14 protein-coding genes are annotated in these 15,001 nt (G+C 58.7%); 6 read left to right on the top strand and 8 right to left on the bottom strand.

Annotated elements, in window-relative coordinates; all coding sequences use genetic code 11:
• Positions 1-116 precede the first annotated feature (116 nt).
• The gene (locus R8O11_RS23905) at positions 117-320 is read right to left on the bottom strand and encodes a hypothetical protein (protein WP_000553518.1); all 204 of its coding nucleotides are present in this window, start codon (positions 318-320) and stop codon (positions 117-119) included.
• Positions 321-1,416: 1,096 nt separating this feature from the next.
• Between R8O11_RS23905 and R8O11_RS23900 the strand changes: the two genes are divergently transcribed.
• The 3 genes from R8O11_RS23900 to mphR(A) are packed head-to-tail and all read left to right on the top strand — an operon-like array spanning position 1,417 to position 4,141.
• Complete coding sequence (locus tag R8O11_RS23900; protein WP_000219387.1) at positions 1,417-2,322, top strand: Mph(A) family macrolide 2'-phosphotransferase; 906 nt, start codon at positions 1,417-1,419, stop codon at positions 2,320-2,322.
• The gene (mrx(A), locus tag R8O11_RS23895) at positions 2,319-3,557 is read left to right on the top strand and encodes a macrolide resistance MFS transporter Mrx(A) (protein WP_276443105.1); all 1,239 of its coding nucleotides are present in this window, start codon (positions 2,319-2,321) and stop codon (positions 3,555-3,557) included. The genes R8O11_RS23900 and mrx(A) overlap by 4 nt, the downstream gene beginning before the upstream one ends.
• Complete coding sequence (gene mphR(A), locus R8O11_RS23890) at positions 3,557-4,141, top strand: macrolide-binding transcriptional repressor MphR(A) (RefSeq protein ID WP_001137892.1); 585 nt, start codon at positions 3,557-3,559, stop codon at positions 4,139-4,141. The genes mrx(A) and mphR(A) overlap by 1 nt, the downstream gene beginning before the upstream one ends.
• A gap of 492 nt (positions 4,142-4,633) precedes the next feature.
• Here the strand turns inward: mphR(A) and R8O11_RS23885 are convergent, their stop codons facing one another.
• The 7 genes from R8O11_RS23885 to R8O11_RS23850 form a co-directional block, all read right to left on the bottom strand.
• Entirely contained in the window at positions 4,634-5,398 is a 765-nt protein-coding gene (locus R8O11_RS23885) for an IS6-like element IS6100 family transposase (RefSeq protein WP_001389365.1), read from the bottom strand.
• Positions 5,399-5,904: 506 nt separating this feature from the next.
• Entirely contained in the window at positions 5,905-6,405 is a 501-nt protein-coding gene (locus R8O11_RS23875; protein ID WP_000376623.1) for a GNAT family N-acetyltransferase, read from the bottom strand.
• A 127-nt stretch (positions 6,406-6,532) separates the two neighbouring features.
• Positions 6,533-7,372, bottom strand: a complete 840-nt coding sequence (sul1, locus tag R8O11_RS23870) for a sulfonamide-resistant dihydropteroate synthase Sul1 (RefSeq protein WP_000259031.1) — start codon at positions 7,370-7,372, stop codon at positions 6,533-6,535.
• Positions 7,366-7,713, bottom strand: a complete 348-nt coding sequence (locus tag R8O11_RS23865) for a quaternary ammonium compound efflux SMR transporter QacE delta 1 (RefSeq protein WP_000679427.1) — start codon at positions 7,711-7,713, stop codon at positions 7,366-7,368. The genes sul1 and R8O11_RS23865 overlap by 7 nt, the downstream gene beginning before the upstream one ends.
• A 116-nt stretch (positions 7,714-7,829) precedes the next feature.
• Positions 7,830-8,675: an ANT(3'')-Ia family aminoglycoside nucleotidyltransferase AadA16 gene (locus R8O11_RS23860; protein ID WP_001749984.1), complete on the bottom strand. Its 846-nt coding sequence runs from the start codon at positions 8,673-8,675 to the stop codon at positions 7,830-7,832.
• 180 nt (positions 8,676-8,855) lie between these two features.
• The gene (dfrA27, locus tag R8O11_RS23855; RefSeq protein WP_001749985.1) at positions 8,856-9,329 is read right to left on the bottom strand and encodes a trimethoprim-resistant dihydrofolate reductase DfrA27; all 474 of its coding nucleotides are present in this window, start codon (positions 9,327-9,329) and stop codon (positions 8,856-8,858) included.
• Between the two features lie 132 nt (positions 9,330-9,461).
• Positions 9,462-9,914 (bottom strand): NAD(+)--rifampin ADP-ribosyltransferase Arr-3, encoded by a 453-nt coding sequence (locus tag R8O11_RS23850; protein WP_001749986.1) that lies wholly within the window; start codon positions 9,912-9,914, stop codon positions 9,462-9,464.
• Between the two features lie 172 nt (positions 9,915-10,086).
• Between R8O11_RS23850 and intI1 the strand changes: the two genes are divergently transcribed.
• From intI1 to R8O11_RS23835, 3 genes are all read left to right on the top strand, one after another.
• Entirely contained in the window at positions 10,087-11,100 is a 1,014-nt protein-coding gene (gene intI1 / locus R8O11_RS23845; RefSeq protein WP_000845039.1) for a class 1 integron integrase IntI1, read from the top strand.
• 296 nt (positions 11,101-11,396) lie between these two features.
• On the top strand, positions 11,397-11,954 hold the full coding sequence (locus R8O11_RS23840) for a recombinase family protein (RefSeq protein WP_001162012.1): 558 nt from the start codon (positions 11,397-11,399) through the stop codon (positions 11,952-11,954).
• 2 nt (positions 11,955-11,956) lie between these two features.
• Entirely contained in the window at positions 11,957-14,929 is a 2,973-nt protein-coding gene (locus R8O11_RS23835) for a Tn3 family transposase (protein WP_001138073.1), read from the top strand.
• Positions 14,930-15,001 lie beyond the last annotated feature (72 nt).

The following is a 15,001-nucleotide window of genomic DNA, read 5'->3' as shown; positions in this document are numbered from 1 at the left end:
CGGATAGATTCAAGCAAGCCAACTTGTCGTCAAAATCGGTGTTGCAAAAACGGGAGTGACCATAGATTCCGTTTTCTCTATTCGCCCCTTTGTTGAGATATGACCCGCTCCCCGGATCATGGCTTGGCCTTCTTCGCGACCCTGGCTACTGCACGGGCCGCCTTGAGGCACTCATCGAACACTTTCCCCTTTGCGAAGCTGGGTGTTCGGTCGAAAAAGAAGGTGGCTTCTTTCACCCCCAGCGAGACCGCATGAGGGGGAAATTCCTCCTTCTCCAGCGTTGCCTTGATGTGCTTGGCAATGAACTCGCGTGGGTGCATGGATGCCTCCGTTCTTCCAGAAACTGGTCTCATCACACAAACGACAGGCAATAGGAGTCCGTGACCCGCTGTCGGGCCGCTATCGCTTGTGGGATAAAGGCCCCGTTGACGGGGCCAGGAGAGAGCTGTAACCACATGCATTGCACCTGTGGTGGTGGCTTGAGCACTTCACAGTGAGTCAGCCGTTCTTGCTGTCGGTACCGGTGCGCCCTCACGGGCAGACCTACCATTCGAAACGGTCGCCTCTCGGCGAGGGCCTGGGTGGCGCTTCACAGCGGGACCAGGCATCCGCTTAACCCTGCGGTGGGAGATGTGATCACCTCCTTGGGGTGGTCATATCGGTTGGTTGTGGTGGCCGGGTCTGACACCGGCCGAGGTCTAGGGGGCATCCCTACGAATGCCGGTTGGCGCAAAGACCTTCCCATTCACCACAACCGTGGATTGCATTGGTCTCCGGGTCTCTCGTGCGGTACCCCATGGGCCTTGGCTCACCTGCAATGCAATCCCGGTTGTGTCCCGGCCTTTCACCGGGTGGGTGGCTGGGGAGTCAGACCCGCCACTCGCTGTGTTCGCTATCACTTCAACTGTGCTGTCTTTCCAGCTGTCAGCCGGTCACTGCCTTAATTTCCATTCACCTTGGTCGGCATGCATTCCAGCCTTGCCAAGGGAGAGCGGGGAGGTTAGTCAGCCCGGTTGCCGGTGTTATTTCCCCAAGCGGTTTGTTGCCACCGCTGCCAGTGTTGTGCTGGTCCTCCGGCTGGGGTTGTCCATCGTGCGAAATCAATTTGCTAACTATTGGTTAGCATATGCTTGGTTTGCTTTAAGTCAACACCCAAAAGTTAGTTTTTCAATTTTTTAATTCAGGGTCAGTTGGTGCAAGCTGTGGTGACGCAAAGGAAGGGGTAATTTTCGGATCATTGCCCTGCCGCCCGTTGCTCCGAACCACTGGGAGCTGGACCCCAACGATCTCGGGTGTGACGATGGACCTGTACTGAGGGGGCTGTGGGTCGTACCCCGATTCGCATGAGGATTGAATATAACCGACGTGACTGTTATATTTAGGTGGCTAAACCCGTCAAGCCCTCAGGAGTGAATCATGACCGTAGTCACGACCGCCGATACCTTCCAACTGTACGCACTTGCAGCCCGACATGGGCTCAAGCTCCATGGCCCGCTGACTGTCAATGAGCTTGGGCTCGACTATAGGATCGTGATCGCCACCGTCGACGATGGACGTCGGTGGGTGCTGCGCATCCCGCGCCGAGCCGAGGTAAGCGCGAAGGTCGAACCAGAGGCGCGGGTGCTGGCAATGCTCAAGAATCGCCTGCCGTTCGCGGTGCCGGACTGGCGCGTGGCCAACGCCGAGCTCGTTGCCTATCCCATGCTCGAAGACTCGACTGCGATGGTCATCCAGCCTGGTTCGTCCACGCCCGACTGGGTCGTGCCGCAGGACTCGGAGGTCTTCGCGGAGAGCTTCGCGACCGCGCTCGCCGCCCTGCATGCCGTCCCCATTTCCGCCGCCGTGGATGCGGGGATGCTCATCCGTACACCGACGCAGGCCCGTCAGAAGGTGGCCGACGACGTTGACCGCGTCCGACGCGAGTTCGTGGTGAACGACAAGCGCCTCCACCGGTGGCAGCGCTGGCTCGACGACGATTCGTCGTGGCCAGATTTCTCCGTGGTGGTGCATGGCGATCTCTACGTGGGCCATGTGCTCATCGACAACACGGAGCGCGTCAGCGGGATGATCGACTGGAGCGAGGCCCGCGTTGATGACCCTGCCATCGACATGGCCGCGCACCTTATGGTCTTTGGTGAAGAGGGGCTCGCGAAGCTCCTCCTCACGTATGAAGCGGCCGGTGGCCGGGTGTGGCCGCGGCTCGCCCACCACATCGCGGAGCGCCTTGCGTTCGGGGCGGTCACCTACGCACTCTTCGCCCTCGACTCGGGTAACGAAGAGTACCTCGCTGCGGCGAAGGCGCAGCTCGCCGCAGCGGAATGAGCGAACGTCGATATAGCCCGCTCGCGACGCTGTTCGCGGCGACCTTTCTCTTCCGGATCGGCAACGCGGTGGCGGCCCTCGCGCTTCCATGGTTCGTCCTGTCTCATACAAAGAGCGCGGCCTGGGCGGGCGCCACGGCCGCTAGCAGCGTCATCGCGACCATCATCGGCGCGTGGGTTGGTGGTGGCCTCGTCGATCGGTTCGGGCGCGCGCCCGTCGCATTGATCTCGGGTGTGGTGGGCGGCGTGGCCATGGCGAGCATCCCACTGCTCGATGCCGTTGGCGCCCTCTCGAACACTGGGCTGATCGCTTGCGTGGTGCTCGGTGCCGCGTTCGACGCACCCGGTATGGCCGCGCAGGACAGTGAGCTGCCCAAACTCGGCCACGTCGCCGGGCTCTCCGTTGAGCGCGTCTCGTCACTGAAAGCGGTGATCGGGAACGTCGCGATTCTAGGTGGCCCGGCCCTTGGGGGGGCCGCAATCGGCCTGCTTGGCGCTGCGCCAACGCTCGGGCTGACGGCGTTCTGCTCCGTCCTTGCAGGTCTGCTCGGCGCGTGGGGGCTTCCCGCGCGTGCCGCTCGGACGATGACCACGACGGCGACTCTCTCCATGCGCGCCGGCGTCGCTTTTCTCTGGAGCGAACCCCTGCTGCGCCCTCTCTTTGGTATAGTGATGATCTTCGTGGGCATCGTTGGCGCCAACGGCAGCGTCATCATGCCTGCGCTGTTTGTAGATGCAGGACGCCAAGTAGCAGAGCTCGGGCTGTTCTCCTCAATGATGGGGGCTGGTGGTCTCCTTGGCATTGCCATTCATGCGTCGGTCGGCGCCCGGATATCAGCGCAGAACTGGCTGGCGGTGGCATTTTGTGGCTCTGCGGTGGGCTCGCTTCTGCTTTCACAGTTGCCAGGCGTGCCGGTGCTGATGTTGTTGGGCGCGCTCGTGGGACTGCTGACCGGCTCAGTCTCTCCCATTCTCAACGCTGCCATCTACAACCGCACGCCGCCAGAACTTCTCGGCCGGGTACTCGGCACGGTCTCGGCGGTGATGCTGTCAGCCTCGCCCATGGTTATGCTTGCGGCCGGCGCGTTTGTCGACCTTGCTGGTCCGCTCCCTGGCCTCGTTGTATCGGCCGTGTTTGCGGGGCTCGTGGCTCTACTCTCGCTCCGTCTTCAATTTGCTACAATGGCGGCGGCAGCCACAGCCTCCGCCCCAACCCATACAGAAGGTGAACACTGATGCCCCGCCCCAAGCTCAAGTCCGATGACGAGGTACTCGAGGCCGCCACCGTAGTGCTGAAGCGTTGCGGTCCCATAGAGTTCACGCTCAGCGGAGTAGCAAAGGAGGTGGGGCTCTCCCGCGCAGCGTTAATCCAGCGCTTCACCAACCGCGATACGCTGCTGGTGAGGATGATGGAGCGCGGCGTCGAGCAGGTGCGGCATTACCTGAATGCGATACCGATAGGCGCAGGGCCGCAAGGGCTCTGGGAATTTTTGCAGGTGCTCGTTCGGAGCATGAACACTCGCAACGACTTCTCGGTGAACTATCTCATCTCCTGGTACGAGCTCCAGGTGCCGGAGCTACGCACGCTTGCGATCCAGCGGAACCGCGCGGTGGTGGAGGGGATCCGCAAGCGACTGCCCCCAGGTGCTCCTGCGGCAGCTGAGTTGCTCCTGCACTCGGTCATCGCTGGCGCGACGATGCAGTGGGCCGTCGATCCGGATGGTGAGCTAGCTGATCATGTGCTGGCTCAGATCGCTGCCATCCTGTGTTTAATGTTTCCCGAACACGACGATTTCCAACTCCTCCAGGCACATGCGTAAACGGAGGTGTGCAGAGTCCCTGCGGCAGGCGACGAACACGACCGTCGTCGATTAGTACCGGTACGGTCGGTGGTATCGAAGTCTTGATCACCACTCAGGTCTACGGCTTACAAATGGTGACCATCCCGATACTTGCGTCAGAGCACCGGGCCGATTCTTTGACAGTGAATCACTCCCGTAAGGTTGTGCCGGTGTGGGTGTCCCGGGTCGAGACGATACTCCGCCAATGCGCCCAGCAAACAACCTGGCCATCGCAGGTGGTGGGGAGCGGTGTGGCGGATGAGTTGGACAAGTTGGTGTAGCAGCACGAGCACGGCGAGATAACATCGCAGGAGTTCGACATGCTCAAGAGACAGCTGATTGCGAATCGCGATGCAGATTCATAACCCGATTGCGGGTTGGCTTCACTCCACCATCACCGAGCAGACTAGCACGGCGGGCTCTGTTGCAAAGATTGGCGGCAGTCAGAGGTAGGCTGTCGCTCTGCGCCGATCAGGCGGCTGCTGCGAAATGGTGGTTGAGCATGCCCATGGCCTCCGTCAGCGCCGAGGGCCCAATGCCAAAAGCTCTCTCCACAAGGCGCACCTCGCCCCTGATGCCGGGCTGCAGGCACCAGGGGCGAGCCTGTCCTTTGCGCAGGGCTCGCATGACTTCGAATCCCTTGATCGTGGCATAGGCCGTGGGGATCGATTTGAAACCGCGCACCGGCTTGATCAGTATCTTGAGCTTTCCGTGATCGGCCTCGATCACGTTATTGAGATACTTCACCTGCCGGTGGGCCGTCTCCCGGTCCAGCTTTCCTTCGCGCTTCAATTCGGTGATCGCTGCACCATAGCTCGGCGCTTTGTCGGTATTGAGCGTGGCAGGCTTTTCCCAGTGCTTCAGGCCTCGCAGGGCCTTGCCCAGGAACCGCTTCGCTGCCTTGGCGCTGCGGGTCGGCGACAGGTAGAAATCGATCGTGTCGCCCCGCTTGTCGACTGCCCGGTACAGGTAGGTCCACTTGCCCCGCACCTTGACGTAGGTTTCATCCAGGCGCCAGCTCGGATCAAAGCCACGCCGCCAGAACCAGCGCAGCCGCTTCTCCATCTCCGGGGCGTAGCACTGGACCCAGCGATAGATCGTCGTATGGTCGACCGAAATGCCGCGTTCCGCCAGCATTTCCTCAAGGTCGCGATAGCTGATCGGATAGCGACAATACCAGCGCACCGCCCACAGGATCACATCACCCTGGAAATGGCGCCACTTGAAATCCGTCATCGTTCCGTCCGTCCAATCTCCGCCAAGCATGCTCAAGCTTCACGATTTTTGCAACAGAGCCCACACGAGTATTGAGCATAGTCGAGATTGGTGCAGATCACTTCTGATATTGAACTGTCAGGAGCTGGCTGCACAACAGCCATTACGCCCAATCAACTGGTGCAGTCGTCTTCTGAAAATGACATTTGGTATCTCTCATAAACGGATGTTTTTGAGAGAACTATCTTCGGCCTTCACACGCACGAAAGGCGGCGAAGCTCCGCCGTTAATCCGTCCGCCGGAGATCTCGCCCAGGCAGGCTGAAGGCCGAGCAAGCCTGACAGGCCCGAAAAGCCCGGCACGGGCGTCGGCGGCGATGACGGCGGCGGCATTATCCAGGGTTGATGATGGAAGTGGAGGATATCGACAACCTCTCGCGCAACCAAGACATCGCGGTCGGACTGCAAGTGATCTTGAAGCCACGGGCCCGTCCCACCCCGACATGGACCTCGATGCCCGAACGGACGTTAGATTTCGAGTTCTAGGCGTTCTGCGATGAAGGTTGGATCCCAGCCGGGATTGAAAGTGTCGACGTGGGTGAATCCGAGCCGCTCGTATAGGCCACGCAGGTTCGGGTGGCAGTCGAGCCGCAGCTTGGCGCACCCCTGCGTTCGCGCGGCATGGCGGCAAGCCTCGATCAGCGCGGAGCTGACACCCCGGCCCGCATGTGTCCGTCGCACCGCGAGCTTGTGCAGATATGCGGCCTCCCCCTTGAGGGCGTCGGGCCAGAACTCGGGATCCTCGGCCGACAAGGTGCAACAGCCGACGATGCCGTCGCTGCAACTCGCGACTAGGAGCTCGGATCTCAGGACGAAGGTCTCCGCGAATGTCCGGTCGATCCGCGCGACGTCCCAGGCGGGCGTTCCCTTGGCGGACATCCACGCCGCAGCGTCGTGCATCAGCCGCACAACCTCGTCGATATCACCCGAGCAGGCGACCCGAACGTTCGGAGGCTCCTCGCTGTCCATTCGCTCCCCTGGCGCGGTATGAACCGCCGCCTCATAGTGCAGTTTGATCCTGACGAGCCCAGCATGTCTGCGCCCACCTTCGCGGAACCTGACCAGGGTCCGCTAGCGGGCGGCCGGAAGGTGAATGCTAGGCATGATCTAACCCTCGGTCTCTGGCGTCGCGACTGCGAAATTTCGCGAGGGTTTCCGAGAAGGTGATTGCGCTTCGCAGATCTCCAGGCGCGTGGGTGCGGACGTAGTCAGCGCCATTGCCGATCGCGTGAAGTTCCGCCGCAAGGCTCGCTGGACCCAGATCCTTTACAGGAAGGCCAACGGTGGCGCCCAAGAAGGATTTCCGCGACACCGAGACCAATAGCGGAAGCCCCAACGCCGACTTCAGCTTTTGAAGGTTCGACAGCACGTGCAGCGATGTTTCCGGTGCGGGGCTCAAGAAAAATCCCATCCCCGGATCGAGGATGAGCCGGTCGGCAGCGACCCCGCTCCGTCGCAAGGCGGAAACCCGCGCCTCGAAGAACCGCACAATCTCGTCGAGCGCGTCTTCGGGTCGAAGGTGACCGGTGCGGGTGGCGATGCCATCCCGCTGCGCTGAGTGCATAACCACCAGCCTGCAGTCCGCCTCAGCAATATCGGGATAGAGCGCAGGGTCAGGAAATCCTTGGATATCGTTCAGGTAGCCCACGCCGCGCTTGAGCGCATAGCGCTGGGTTTCCGGTTGGAAGCTGTCGATTGAAACACGGTGCATCTGATCGGACAGGGCGTCTAAGAGCGGCGCAATACGTCTGATCTCATCGGCCGGCGATACAGGCCTCGCGTCCGGATGGCTGGCGGCCGGTCCGACATCCACGACGTCTGATCCGACTCGCAGCATTTCGATCGCCGCGGTGACAGCGCCGGCGGGGTCTAGCCGCCGGCTCTCATCGAAGAAGGAGTCCTCGGTGAGATTCAGAATGCCGAACACCGTCACCATGGCGTCGGCCTCCGCAGCGACTTCCACGATGGGGATCGGGCGAGCAAAAAGGCAGCAATTATGAGCCCCATACCTACAAAGCCCCACGCATCAAGCTTTTGCCCATGAAGCAACCAGGCAATGGCTGTAATTATGACGACGCCGAGTCCCGACCAGACTGCATAAGCAACACCGACAGGGATGGATTTCAGAACCAGAGAAAGAAAATAAAATGCGATGCCATAACCGATTATGACAACGGCGGAAGGGGCAAGCTTAGTAAAGCCCTCGCTAGATTTTAATGCGGATGTTGCGATTACTTCGCCAACTATTGCGATAACAAGAAAAAGCCAGCCTTTCATGATATATCTCCCAATTTGTGTAGGGCTTATTATGCACGCTTAAAAATAATAAAAGCAGACTTGACCTGATAGTTTGGCTGTGAGCAATTATGTGCTTAGTGCATCTAACGCCTGAATTAAGCTGCGCCGCGAAGCGGCGTCGGCTTGAATGAACTGTTAGACATCATTGGCGTGGAGCCGAGCAGACTGGCGGCTTCGTGCTTCACAAAGTAAATGAACGCAGTCAACTGATCAGCGCGTGAGGCCAAGCAATCCATCCCTTGTCCAAGGTAAGCCTGCTGGGCTTCAAGCAGCACGGGCTGATGTTGGACGGGCAGGCGTTCCATTACCCAGTTGGCAGCTACATCCTTCGGCGCGATCTTGCCGGTTGCTGCGCTGTACCAAATGCGAGACAAAGTAAGCACTACATTCCGCTCGTCGCCTGCCCAATCCGGTTGTGAGTTCCATAGTTTCAAGGTGTCGGCCAGTGCTTTGAATAGATCGCTTTCCGGGACTGAGTTGAAGAAATCTTCCGCGGCCGAACCTGCCAAGGCAAGGCTGTGTTGCCTTGCTTTAGTTAGCAGAATAGCCAGATCAACATCGGTTGTCGCGGGCTCGAAGATGCCCGCAAGAATGTCCTTGCGCTGCCACTCCCCGAATTGCAGTTCCCGTCTGGCTGGATAACGCCAAGGAACAACATCGCCGTACACGACGATGGTAACTTCCAAGGCACGGAGAGCTTCACTTTGGCCGGGAGAAGCGGAAACTTCCAGGAAATCTACGAACAGAGCCTGCCGCACAGTCTCATCGAGCTGTGCAGTCACAGTAACCAGCAAATCAATATCACTGCATGGCTTCAGGCCACCGTCGAGTGCAGAGCCGTACAAATGCACGGCCAGCAACGTCGATCCCAGATGATGCTCGATGACGTTGAGTGCCTGTGATAGCTGTACCGAAATCTCGGCGGGCACTGCGTTGCTCATGATGTCTAACTCCCAATTTGTGTAGGGCTTATTATGCACGCTTAAAAATAATAAAAGCAGACTTGACCTGATAGTTTGGCTGTGAGCAATTATGTGCTTAGTGCATCTAACGCCGCTAAGCAGCGGCACATTTTGCGTTTTGAGCGCAGCGAAGCAAAATGTGTCCGATGGCTTGGATGGTTAACCCCTTTGCCAGATTTGATAGCGATAATTTATATTTGAATGAAATTCCTGCTCGAACACCACATTGAACTCTTTGGGGATTTCCGGAAAGAAAACATTGCCCTCTGGCTCGGAATCTATTGTCGAGATATGTAGCGTGTCGGCATGGGCGATCAGACTCTTGTAGATCTCTCCACCACCAGAAACAACAACATGGTTCGTAAGAGTCTTTAGCTCCCTCATTGCTGCTTCTATAGATGGAAACACAACCACATCATCGTTAGTAGCTACCGATCCTGAGCGGCTGACAACTGCATACTTTCTATTTGGGAGAGCCCCCATTGCCTCAAATGTTTTACGGCCGACTAAGAGCCATTGATTGTAAGTTATTGCTTTAAAAAGCAGCTGCTCACCTTTAGCGTTCCACGGGATATCCGAGCCGCAGCCAATAACCCCATTTCTTGCTTTTGCAGCCATTAGTGATATTTTCACGATACTCCTTTGGGTTAACGCCGCCATAAACGGCGACAGGGTGGCGCGCCTATTGCGCATAAAATGGCGAAGCCATGCGCAACAGGCGCGGAATCTCTGGCGTCCGGTTTGATGGCTTTGTTATGCAAAGGACTAGTCTTCAATGACGTGTAAACCACGGCGCTTTAAGTCCTCCAACGAATCCAACATTCCCCTTATTAATTCAACAGGATGCCCCTCCCAGTCTTCAACAACGCCAACAATTCTCAAGGGTTCGCAGGTTCTATAGGACTGTGTTGGATTACCGGGAAATCTTTTGTTCGTAAGATTCGGATCGTCTTCGAACGGTCCTGTTGGCTCAACTATGTATATGTAGCCGCGACCCTCGAGGCCAGACAGTGACATAGCAAGTTCAGCTCCCCAAACTGCTGGCTCCATCAAGGCTGAAAAGTAGATGTGCTTAAGAATACGACCGTCCTCGAAATGAGAGATGAACCCTGTGGTTAGCAAGTCACCAATCGCCAAATTGGCTTTGGTTCCATGATAGAACGGTCCTTGCACCTGCTTGTAATTATCATGAGAGATGGGAATCCAATCTTTTACCATTTTAAGACCCTTAATTGTTGGGATTTGGCTGCATAACTTTGTTTTAGGGCGACTGCCCTGCTGCGTAACATCGTTGCTGCTCCATAACATCAAACATCGACCCACGGCGTAACGCGCTTGCTGCTTGGATGCCCGAGGCATAGACTGTACAAAAAAACAGTCATAACAAGCCATGAAAACCGCCACTGCGCCGTTACCACCGCTGCGTTCGGTCAAGGTTCTGGACCAGTTGCGTGAGCGCATACGCTACTTGCATTACAGCTTACCAACCGAACAGGCTTATGTCCACTGGGTTCGTGCCTTCATCCGTTTCCACGGTGTGCGTCACCCGGCAACCTTGGGCAGCAGCGAAGTCGAGGCATTTCTGTCCTGGCTGGCGAACGAGCGCAAGGTTTCGGTCTCCACGCATCGTCAGGCATTGGCGGCCTTGCTGTTCTTCTACGGCAAGGTGCTGTGCACGGATCTGCCCTGGCTTCAGGAGATCGGAAGACCTCGGCCGTCGCGGCGCTTGCCGGTGGTGCTGACCCCGGATGAAGTGGTTCGCATCCTCGGTTTTCTGGAAGGCGAGCATCGTTTGTTCGCCCAGCTTCTGTATGGAACGGGCATGCGGATCAGTGAGGGTTTGCAACTGCGGGTCAAGGATCTGGATTTCGATCACGGCACGATCATCGTGCGGGAGGGCAAGGGCTCCAAGGATCGGGCCTTGATGTTACCCGAGAGCTTGGCACCCAGCCTGCGCGAGCAGCTGTCGCGTGCACGGGCATGGTGGCTGAAGGACCAGGCCGAGGGCCGCAGCGGCGTTGCGCTTCCCGACGCCCTTGAGCGGAAGTATCCGCGCGCCGGGCATTCCTGGCCGTGGTTCTGGGTTTTTGCGCAGCACACGCATTCGACCGATCCACGGAGCGGTGTCGTGCGTCGCCATCACATGTATGACCAGACCTTTCAGCGCGCCTTCAAACGTGCCGTAGAACAAGCAGGCATCACGAAGCCCGCCACACCGCACACCCTCCGCCACTCGTTCGCGACGGCCTTGCTCCGCAGCGGTTACGACATTCGAACCGTGCAGGATCTGCTCGGCCATTCCGACGTCTCTACGACGATGATTTACACGCATGTGCTGAAAGTTGGCGGTGCCGGAGTGCGCTCACCGCTTGATGCGCTGCCGCCCCTCACTAGTGAGAGGTAGGGCAGCGCAAGTCAATCCTGGCGGATTCACTACCCCTGCGCGAAGGCCATCGGTGCCGCATCGAACGGCCGGTTGCGGAAAGTCCTCCCTGCGTCCGCTGATGGCCGGCAGCAGCCCGTCGTTGCCTGATGGATCCAACCCCTCCGCTGCTATAGTGCAGTCGGCTTCTGACGTTCAGTGCAGCCGTCTTCTGAAAACGACAAACGATGTCAGAATAGAGTTAAATTTCCTATTGATTGACATATTCCGTCAAAGGTAATAGATTTCATCCTGACACTTTTGCCTTTGGAGGCATCTTGCAAGGTCAACGCATCGGCTATGTCCGCGTCAGCAGCTTCGACCAGAACCCGGAACGGCAATTGGAGGGTGTTCAGGTGGCGCGGGTGTTCACCGACAAGGCTTCTGGCAAGGACACCCAGCGTCCCGAGCTGGAAAGGCTGCTGGCCTTCGTCCGCGAGGGCGACACCGTGGTGGTGCATAGCATGGACAGGCTGGCACGCAACCTTGATGACCTGCGCCGCATCGTCCAAGGGCTGACACAACGGGGCGTGCGCATGGAGTTCGTCAAAGAAGGGCTGAAGTTCACCGGCGAGGACTCACCGATGGCCAATCTGATGCTGTCGGTCATGGGAGCCTTCGCTGAGTTCGAGCGCGCCCTGATCCGCGAACGTCAGCGCGAGGGAATCGTGCTGGCCAAGCAGCGCGGTGCCTACCGGGGACGAAAGAAATCGCTGAACAGCGAACAAATTGCCGAGTTGAAACGGCGAGTTGCGGCAGGCGACCAAAAAACCTTGGTGGCCCGTGACTTCGGCATCAGCCGCGAAACCTTGTACCAGTACCTGCGGGAAGACTGACCATGCCACGCCGCTCAATCCTGTCCGCCACCGAGCGCGAAAGCCTGCTGGCACTGCCAGATGCCAAAGACGAACTGATACGGCACTACACGTTCAACGAAACCGACCTGTCGGTGATCCGTCAGCGTCGCGGCGCCGCGAATCGATTGGGCTTCGCTGTGCAGCTTTGCTACTTGCGATTCCCTGGCACCTTTTTGGGCGTCGATGAGCCTCCGTTTCCGCCCCTGTTGCGCATGGTGGCCGCGCAACTCAAGATGCCAGTGGAAAGTTGGAGCGAGTACGGCCAGCGCGAACAGACACGGCGGGAGCACTTGGTCGAGCTGCAAACGGTTTTTGGGTTCAAGCCCTTCACCATGAGCCACTATCGGCAAGCCGTGCATACATTGACCGAGCTGGCCTTGCAGACCGACAAAGGCATCGTGCTGGCGAGCGCACTTGTCGAGAATCTGCGGCGGCAGAGCATTATCCTGCCCGCCATGAATGCCATCGAGCGCGCAAGCGCCGAGGCCATCACCCGTGCCAACCGACGCATTTACGCGGCGCTGACCGATTCTTTGTTATCACCCCACCGTCAGCGCCTGGACGAACTTCTCAAGCGCAAGGACGGCAGTAAAGTGACGTGGCTGGCATGGCTGCGCCAGTCGCCTGCCAAACCGAACTCTCGCCACATGCTCGAACATATTGAGCGCCTGAAATCCTGGCAAGCACTTGATCTGCCCGCAGGCATCGAGCGGCAGGTTCACCAGAACCGCCTGCTCAAAATCGCTCGTGAAGGTGGCCAGATGACGCCTGCTGATCTGGCAAAGTTCGAGGTGCAACGACGCTATGCCACGCTGGTAGCGCTGGCCATCGAAGGCATGGCCACCGTCACCGATGAAATCATCGACCTTCACGATCGCATCATCGGCAAGCTGTTCAACGCGGCCAAGAACAAGCATCAGCAGCAGTTCCAGGCTTCCGGCAAGGCGATCAACGACAAGGTGCGGATGTATGGGCGCATCGGTCAAGCGTTGATTGAGGCCAAGCAAAGCGGCAGCGATCCGTTCGCCGCCATCGAGGCCGTTATGCCCTGGGACACCTTCGCCGCCAGCGTCACCGAAGCGCAAACATTGGCGCGGCCTGCCGACTTTGATTTCCTGCACCACATCGGTGAAAGCTATGCCACGCTACGCCGCTACGCGCCGCAGTTCCTGGGCGTGCTCAAATTGCGGGCTGCGCCCGCCGCCAAGGGTGTGCTCGATGCCATCGACATGCTGCGCGGCATGAACAGCGACAGCGCGCGCAAGGTGCCCGCCGATGCGCCAACCGCATTCATCAAGCCGCGCTGGGCAAAGCTGGTTCTGACCGACGACGGCATCGACCGGCGTTACTACGAGTTATGCGCCCTGTCGGAGCTGAAGAACGCGCTGCGCTCCGGTGATGTCTGGGTGCAGGGTTCTCGCCAGTTCAAGGACTTCGACGAATACCTGGTGCCGGTCGAGAAGTTCGCCACTTTGAAGCTGGCCAGCGAATTGCCGCTGGCAGTGGCCACCGACTGCGACCAATACCTGCATGACCGGTTGGAATTGTTGGAGGCGCAACTCGCCACAGTCAACCGCATGGCTGCGGCCAACGACTTACCGGATGCCATCATCACCACCGCGTCAGGCCTGAAGATCACGCCGCTGGACGCGGCAGTACCAGACGCCGCGCAAGCCATGATCGACCAGACAGCTATGCTGCTGCCGCACCTCAAAATCACCGAGTTGCTGATGGAGGTCGATGAATGGACGGGCTTCACCCGCCACTTCACACACCTGAAGACCAGCGACACGGCCAAGGACAAAACCTTGCTGTTGACGACGATCCTGGCCGACGCGATCAACCTGGGTCTGACCAAAATGGCCGAGTCCTGCCCTGGCACCACCTACGCCAAGCTGTCTTGGCTGCAAGCCTGGCACATCCGCGATGAAACCTATTCGACGGCGCTGGCCGAGCTGGTGAATGCGCAGTTTCGGCAACCCTTCGCCGGCAACTGGGGTGACGGCACCACGTCATCGTCGGACGGCCAGAACTTCAGAACCGGCAGCAAAGCAGAAAGCACTGGTCATATCAACCCGAAGTATGGAAGCAGTCCAGGACGGACTTTCTACACCCATATCTCCGACCAGTACGCGCCCTTCAGTGCCAAGGTGGTCAACGTGGGCATTCGTGATTCAACTTACGTGCTTGATGGCCTGCTGTACCACGAGTCGGACTTGCGCATCGAGGAACACTACACCGACACGGCAGGCTTCACCGATCACGTGTTTGGCTTGATGCATTTGCTGGGATTTCGCTTCGCGCCGCGTATCCGTGACTTGGGCGAAACCAAGCTATTCATCCCCAAGGGCGATGCCGCCTATGACGCGCTCAAGCCGATGATTAGCAGCGACAGGCTGAACATCAAGCAAATACGCGCCCATTGGGATGAAATTCTGCGGCTGGCCACCTCCATCAAGCAAGGCACGGTAACGGCTTCGCTGATGCTGCGCAAACTCGGCAGCTACCCGCGCCAGAACGGCTTGGCCGTGGCGTTGCGCGAGCTGGGGCGCATCGAGCGCACGCTGTTCATTTTGGATTGGCTGCAAAGCGTGGAGCTGCGCCGCCGCGTCCATGCGGGGCTGAATAAGGGCGAGGCGCGCAACGCGCTGGCCAGGGCGGTCTTCTTCTACCGATTGGGTGAAATCCGCGACCGCAGTTTTGAGCAGCAGCGCTACCGGGCCAGCGGCCTCAATCTGGTGACGGCGGCCATCGTGTTGTGGAACACGGTATATCTGGAGCGTGCCACCAGTGCTTTGCGTGGCAACGGCACGGCGCTGGACGACACATTGTTGCAATATCTGTCGCCGCTGGGGTGGGAGCACATCAACCTGACCGGCGATTACCTATGGCGCAGCAGCGCCAAGGTCGGTGCGGGGAAGTTTAGGCCATTGCGACCGCTGCCACCGGCTTAGCGTGCTTTATTTAATGAGATGGTCACTCCCTCCTTCCCGGTACTATGCTGAGGACAGGCTTTCATTCGGAGA

The organism is Vibrio sp. 1288 (assembly GCF_033344475.1).
This window is presented reverse-complemented; position numbering and strand designations above follow the sequence as displayed.